This is a genomic window from Pseudomonas edaphica (assembly GCF_005863185.1).
Classification (GTDB): domain Bacteria; phylum Pseudomonadota; class Gammaproteobacteria; order Pseudomonadales; family Pseudomonadaceae; genus Aquipseudomonas; species Aquipseudomonas edaphica.
Genome location: NZ_VBVZ01000338.1, coordinates 1 through 6804 on the forward strand (window position 1 = coordinate 1; position 6804 = coordinate 6804).

7 protein-coding genes are annotated in these 6804 nt (G+C 62.8%); all 7 read right to left on the reverse strand.

Annotation, left to right across the window (positions count from 1 at the left end; genetic code table 11):
• Positions 1-198 precede the first annotated feature (198 nt).
• On the reverse strand, positions 199-537 hold the full coding sequence (locus FEM54_RS20605; RefSeq protein ID WP_017137536.1) for a Na+/H+ antiporter subunit G: 339 nt from the start codon (positions 535-537) through the stop codon (positions 199-201).
• On the reverse strand, positions 534-812 hold the full coding sequence (locus FEM54_RS20610; protein WP_017137537.1) for a K+/H+ antiporter subunit F: 279 nt from the start codon (positions 810-812) through the stop codon (positions 534-536). The genes FEM54_RS20605 and FEM54_RS20610 overlap by 4 nt, the downstream gene beginning before the upstream one ends.
• On the reverse strand, positions 809-1297 hold the full coding sequence (locus tag FEM54_RS20615) for a Na+/H+ antiporter subunit E (RefSeq protein ID WP_017137538.1): 489 nt from the start codon (positions 1295-1297) through the stop codon (positions 809-811). The genes FEM54_RS20610 and FEM54_RS20615 overlap by 4 nt, the downstream gene beginning before the upstream one ends.
• Entirely contained in the window at positions 1294-2976 is a 1683-nt protein-coding gene (locus tag FEM54_RS20620) for a monovalent cation/H+ antiporter subunit D (protein WP_017137539.1), read from the reverse strand. The genes FEM54_RS20615 and FEM54_RS20620 overlap by 4 nt, the downstream gene beginning before the upstream one ends.
• Positions 2973-3317 (reverse strand): Na+/H+ antiporter subunit C, encoded by a 345-nt coding sequence (locus FEM54_RS20625; protein WP_003192163.1) that lies wholly within the window; start codon positions 3315-3317, stop codon positions 2973-2975. The genes FEM54_RS20620 and FEM54_RS20625 overlap by 4 nt, the downstream gene beginning before the upstream one ends.
• Complete coding sequence (locus FEM54_RS20630; protein WP_017137540.1) at positions 3317-6238, reverse strand: monovalent cation/H+ antiporter subunit A; 2922 nt, start codon at positions 6236-6238, stop codon at positions 3317-3319. The genes FEM54_RS20625 and FEM54_RS20630 overlap by 1 nt, the downstream gene beginning before the upstream one ends.
• Positions 6239-6510: 272 nt before the next feature.
• The coding region (locus FEM54_RS20635; RefSeq protein ID WP_138452741.1) for a DMT family transporter at positions 6511-6804 on the reverse strand (294 nt) is incomplete at its 5' end.

Here is a 6804-nt window from a genome sequence, read left to right on the forward strand (position 1 = left end):
GTATGAGGGCTATATCTCATCCCACGATTTTGTGCGGGCCGATGATGGGGAACTGGCAGCGTTGGCGACGCACATCCGCTCGTTCGCCTGACGCAAAAACCAATGTGGGAGCTGGCTTGCCTGCGATGGGGGCCTATCAGTCACAGCAACATTGACTGATACACCGCTATCGCAGGCAAGCCAGCTCCCACAGATCAATCAGCGGCGGCTGCTGACCTCGGCAGGCACATCATCACCGGCCATGCGCTTGCGAAACAGCGCCGTGCGCGCCAACAGCAGTGTGGTAACAGGCACCGTAATCGCCAACAAAATCGGAATCAACCAGCCATGCAGCACCGGCCCGGACTTGAGCACCGAAAAGTAGATAATCGACGCCAGCGCCACGCACCACGCGCCCAGTGTGGAGGCCAGTGCCGGTGGGTGCATGCGCTGGAAGAAGTCCTTCATGCGCAACAACCCGATCGCGCCAATCAGCGCAAACAGGCTGCTGAGCACCAGCAACACGGCCACGATCACTTCAACCCATAACGGCATCATTCAATCACCTCGCCACGCAGCAGGAATTTCGCCAGGGCGAACGACCCGACAAAGCCAAACAGCGCAATCAGCAGCGCCGCTTCAAAGTAGGTGTCACTGGCATAACGAATGCCGAGCACCAGCATCATCAGCATCGCCAGGATGTACAGGTAGTCCAGCGCCAGAACCCGGTCTTGCGCGGACGGGCCTTTGAACAGGCGCACCAGCGTCAGCACCATCGCCAGCGAGAACAGGAACAGGCTGACCAGGATTGCATTGGAGAGCAGGGGGCTCATTCGAAGATCTCCATCAGGGGCCGCTCGTAGGCGCGTTTGAAGTGCTCGATAAACGGTGCTTCATCGTCCAGGTCGAACACGTGCAGCAGCAGGATGCTGCGGTCCAGGGCCAGTTCCGACCACACTGTGCCAGGCGTCACGCTGGTGATCATCGACAGGACGGCCAGGCCGTTGGGGTCACGCAGGTCGAGCGGGATTTTGATAAAACGTGAACGCGGCGGGCGGGATCCGCACGTCAGTACGCCCCAGGCCACTTGCAGGTTGGACACGATCACGTCGCGACCCACCACGAAGAACAAGCGAATGATGATGCCGGGGCGACGAATACGCACCGGCAGCGGGCGCAGCGGCGCCATCAGCAGCGGCGCGAGAAAGCCCAGCACCGCGCCCAGCAACAGGTTGCCGGGGCTGACCGACAGGTTCAACACCAGCCACAGCACCCACAATGCCAGCGATAGCCACGGGGCAGGGAACAGGCGCTTCATGGCTGCACCTCCAGGGCGGCGGCTCTGGATTCAGGGCTCAGCACCGGGCGCGTGGCCATCACCGCCATCACGTAATGCTCCGGGTTATTCAGGCTCTCGGCCGTGGCCTGGGTGTAGCGCATCAACGGTTCGGCCTTGAAGGTCAGGAGAATGCTCAGGCCGAGCAGGAAGAAGATCGGCACACATTCGTAGCGGCGCAGCAGCGGCGATGGGCGCTCCTCCGGCGTCCAGAAGCGCTGGATACCCAGGCGGGCGAAGGCGATCAGCGAAGCCAGGCCCGACAAGATCAACAGCGCCACCAAGCCCCAGGCCGCCGGGCGGATCGGCTCATCCACTGCGTTACCCAGGCCCATTGGGTTGACCAGCGCGCTCAACAGGCTGAGCTTGCCGATAAACCCGGACAACGGCGGCATGCCGATAATCAGCAGTGCGCAGGCGATAAAGCTCAAGCCCAGGAAGGCCATGGTCCAGGGGATCACCTGGCCGACCACGGCTTTCTGCTCGTCATCCAGGTTGACGCCGGGACGTGGGTGCAACGACTCCATGGCTTTGGGCAGCGCGTCGATTTCTTCATCCAGCGGCAGATCATTGGCCGAGCGCGAACGCTCGATCAGCTCGGCCAGCAGGAACAGCGCGCTCAGCGCCAGGGTCGAGCTGACCAGATAGAACAGCGCCCCGGCGGTCAGGCTTGGCTGGGCAAAGCCCACCGACGACAGCAGGATCCCGGCCGACACCAGGATGCTCAGACTGGCCATCCGCTCCAGGCGCTGCGCAGCCACCATGGCCAGCGCCGCGCAGACGATGGTCGCCATGCCGCCGTACACCAGCCAGTCGCCGCCAAACAGCGCCGATGCACCGGCTTGCCCGGAGAACAGCAAGGTCCACAGACGCAGCACGGTGTACACGCCGACCTTGGTCATGATCGCAAACATCGCCGCCACCGGTGCGCTGGCCGAGGAGTAGGCGGGTGCCAGCCAGAAGTTCAGTGGCCACATGCCGGCCTTGGCCAGGAATGCAGTGGCGAGGATCGCCGCGCCAGCATGCAACAGGCCGCGATCGGCTTGCGGTACCAGCGGGATTTTCAGCGCCAGGTCAGCAAAGTTCAGCGTGCCGGTGACCCCGTAGATCATCGCCGCGCCAATCAGGAACAGCGACGACGCCAACAGGTTGATCGCAATGTAATGCAGCCCCGACGACACCCGCGCGCGGCCGGAGCCGTGCAGCATCAAGCCATAGGACGCCGCCAGCAGCACCTCGAAGAACACGAACAGGTTGAACAGGTCCGCCGTCAGGAATGCACCGTACAAACCCATCAGCTGGATCTGGAACAGCGCGTGGAAACTGGTGCCGGCGCGATCCCAACGGGCCATGGCGAACAGCAGCGCGCTCACACCGATAATGCCGGTGAGCACCAGCATCATCGCCGACAGTTGGTCCACCACCAGCACAATGCCGAAGGGCACCTGCCAGTTGCCCGGCAGGTACACGCCAATCGAGCCGGGGCCGCCTTGTTGCGTCCAGTACAGCAGCAGGATGGCGACACCCAGGCCGATGATGCTGGAGAACAGGTTGATCCTGGCTTTCAACGGGCGGCGTTTTTCGCCGAGCATCAGCATCAGCGCGGCGGTCAGCAACGGCAGCAGGATCGGCGCGACGATCATTTGATTCATCCACGTCATTCCTTTGGCTCCCGACCGTCCACATGGTCAGTGCCGGTCAGCCCACGGGAGGCCAGCAGCACCACCAGAAACAAGGCCGTCATGGCGAAGCTGATCACGATGGCCGTGAGTACCAGGGCCTGGGGCAGCGGATCGGTGTAGTTGAGCAGGTCTTGCGGCACGCCGTCCTTGATGATCGGCTCTTTACCGATGAACAGGCTGCCCATGCTGAAAATGAACAGGTTGACTCCATACGACAGCAGGCACAGGCCCATGACGACCTGGAACGTTCGTGGGCGCAGGATCAACCAGACGCCGGAGGCCGCCAGCACTCCAATGGCAATTGCGATGACTTCTTCCATCAGGCGGCTCCTTCGGTTGCGGCAACGGCCTTGGGCTGGTTGCTCGGTTTATGCGCTCGCACCGACTGGTGACCGAGGGCGGTGAGCATCAACAGCGTGGAGCCGACGACCATGGCGTACACGCCAACGTCGAAGAACAACGCGCTGGCAATGTGGATATCGCCCAGCAGCGGCAGGCTGAAGTGCCAGGTGTGGGTGGTGAGGAACGGGTAACCGACGAACAGCGCGCCGAGCCCGGTCAAGGTGGCCGAAAGCAGGCCGAAGCCCATCCAGCGCATCGGCCTCAGGCTCATCTGCGCTTCGACCCATTGGGTGCCGGCGACCATGTATTGCAGGATAAACGCCACCGACATCACCAACCCTGCGACGAAACCGCCGCCCGGCTGGTTGTGGCCGCGCATGAACAGGTAGAACGACACCACCAGAGCAATCGGCAGCAGCAGGCGCACCAGTACCGCCGGCACCATCATAAAGCCCAGGGCGGTATCGCTGGCCTGGCGCGGGTTGACCAGATCGGTGGCCACGTCCGGCGCCAATTGGCGCTGTTGTGGCGGCAACTCCATGCTTTCCTTGGACGGACGGAAGCGGCGCAGCAGGGCGTAGACGGTCAGAGCCACGGCGCCGAGCACGGTGATTTCGCCCAAGGTATCAAAGCCGCGGAAGTCCACCAGCATCACGTTCACCACATTGCTGCCGCCGCCTTCGGGCAGCGCGCGGCTCAGGTAAAACGAGGAGATATCGTTGGGCGTCTGGCGGGTCAGCATTGCGTAGGAGAGCAGCGCCATGCCGCCACCGACCACGGTGGACAACAGGAAGTCGCGCAGGCGACGGATGCGCGCCTTGCGCAACGAGCTCGGCAGTGGCGAGACTTCTTCGATCCGTCGTGGCAACCAACGCAGGCCCAGCAAAATCAGCACGGTGGTGACCACTTCGACCACCAGTTGCGTCAGGGCCAGGTCCGGCGCCGAGAACCACACGAAGGTCACGCAGGTGACCATGCCGCACACACTGACCATGGTCAGGGCTGCCAGCCGGTGGTACTTGGCTTGCCAGGCGGCGCCCAGCGCACAGGCGATGGCCAGCAACCACAGGGTCACGAACACGATGGAGCCGGGGATCTTCGGCCGGTCGCCCCAACTGAGGCCGCTGTTGAGCATCGGGATCAACCCGGCAACCACCGCCGCCAGCACCAGCAGGAACAATTGGGTTTGCAGGCGTTTGGTGCTGATGCGTTTTTCGATACGGCGCACGCCGCGCATCATCACCACCAGGCTGCGCTCGAACATGCGCTTGCCGTTGAAGTAACTGATGATCGGCGGGTATTTGAAACGGCCACGTTTGAGCTGTTTGCGCAGCAGCAGGTACAGCACGATGCCGCCGGACATGGCCACCAGGCTCATGATCATCGGCGCGTTCCAGCCGTGCCAGATGGCCAGGCTATATTCGGGCAGTACCCCGCCGACCACCGGCAGTGCGGCGGCGGCGAGGATCGAACCGACCACCTGGGCCGGGAAGATGCCCACCAGCAGGCAGGTAAACACCAGCAGCTCGACCGGCGCGCGCATCCAGCGCGGTGGCTCGTGGGGCGTGTGGGGCAGGTCGGTCGCGGGCGGGCCGAAGAACACGTCGACGGTAAAGCGCAGGGCATAGGCCACGCTGAACGTACCGGCGATGGTCGCGATCACCGGCAGGGCGATTTCTACCCACTTTGTCGCCGAGATAAATACCGTTTCGGCGAAGAACATCTCTTTGGACAGGAAACCATTGAGCAACGGCACGCCGGCCATGGACGCACTGGCCACCATCGCCAGGGTCGCAGTAAACGGGATCAGCCGCACCAGGCCACTGAGCTTGCGGATATCCCGCGTGCCGCTTTCGTGGTCGATGATGCCGGCGGCCATGAACAGCGAGGCCTTGAAAGTGGCGTGGTTGAGGATATGGAACACCGCAGCGACGGCGGCCAGCGGGCTGTTGAGGCCCAGCAGCAGGGTGATCAGCCCGAGGTGGCTGATGGTGGAATAGGCCAGCAGGCCCTTGAGATCATTCTGAAACATGGCGCAGTAAGCGCCGAGGAGGAGGGTGAGTGCGCCGGCACCGCCGACGATCCAGAACCATTCTTCGCTGCCGGACAGCGACGGCCACAGGCGGGCCAGCAGGAACACGCCGGCCTTCACCATCGTCGCCGAGTGCAGGTAGGCCGAAACCGGCGTGGGTGCCGCCATGGCGTGGGGCAGCCAGAAGTGGAAAGGGAACTGCGCGCTCTTGCTCAAGGCGCCGATCAGCACCAACGCGAGCATCACCGGGTACAGCGAATGCGCGCGAATCTGATCGCCCGCCGCCAGCACCAGGTCCAGGTCATAGCTGCCGACGATATGCCCCAGCAGCATCACACCCGCCAGCAGGCACAAGCCGCCGGCGCCGGTGACCATCAGCGCCATATAGGCGCCGCGCCTGGCATCGGCGCGGTGGTGCCAATAGCCGATCAGCAGGAACGAGAACAGGCTGGTCAGTTCCCAGAAGAACACGATCTGGATCAGGTTGCCGGAGATCACCAGCCCGAGCATGGCGCCCATAAACGCCAGGAAAAACGCAAAGAAGCGCGGCACCGGGTCATCCGGCGACATGTAATAGCGCGCATACAGCGCCACCAGTGTGCCGATGCCCAGCACCAGCATCGAGAACAACCAGGCAAACCCGTCCATGCGCAGCACGAAGTTGAGCCCGAGGCTGGGCAACCACATGAATTCTTCGCGGATCACGCCACCGTGGGCGATCTGAGGGTAGAGCAAAGCGACTTGAATGGTGCCGACCAGGGCCACAAGGCCGGCCAACAGGGATTCGGTGTTACGTGCATTATGCGGCAGCAAGGCCGCCAGACAGCTGCCGATAAAAGGCAGAAGCAGTAGAACTATCAGGGACATAGGCTTCTAATCTGCGGGAGTTTGGGATGCATCATACGTGCCGCTTTCTCGATCACCAAACGGCAAGATGTGGCAGGATCCTACAAGGTAGGCCGAAACCTCCCGTTTGGCATTATTTCGAACCGGATCGTTCCCACGCTCTGCGTGGGAATGCCGCCCTGGACGCTCCGCGTCCCAACTGCTTATGCAGCCGTGAGCCTTGCGCAAGGGTGACGCGGAGCGTCACAGGATGCATGCCCACGCAGAGCGTGGGAACGATCGGACCTGACGGGTCAGGGGGCTTCCTGTTCCAGTTCGATTGATTTTTCAGCTTCTCGCTGATTGCGTGTCTTCATCTCACTCACAATCACCGCCGCCACAATCAACGCCGCACCGACCATCGCAATCGGCGGAAAACGCTCCCCGGCAATCCGCCCGATCACGCCGGCCCATACCGGTTCGCCGGCATAGATCAACGTGGCACGGGTTGGCGAAACACTCTGCTGCGCCCAGTTCATCGCCACCTGAATCACCGCACTGGTCAAACCCAGGCCCACTGCACTGAACAACAGCAACCAGGAGAAGCC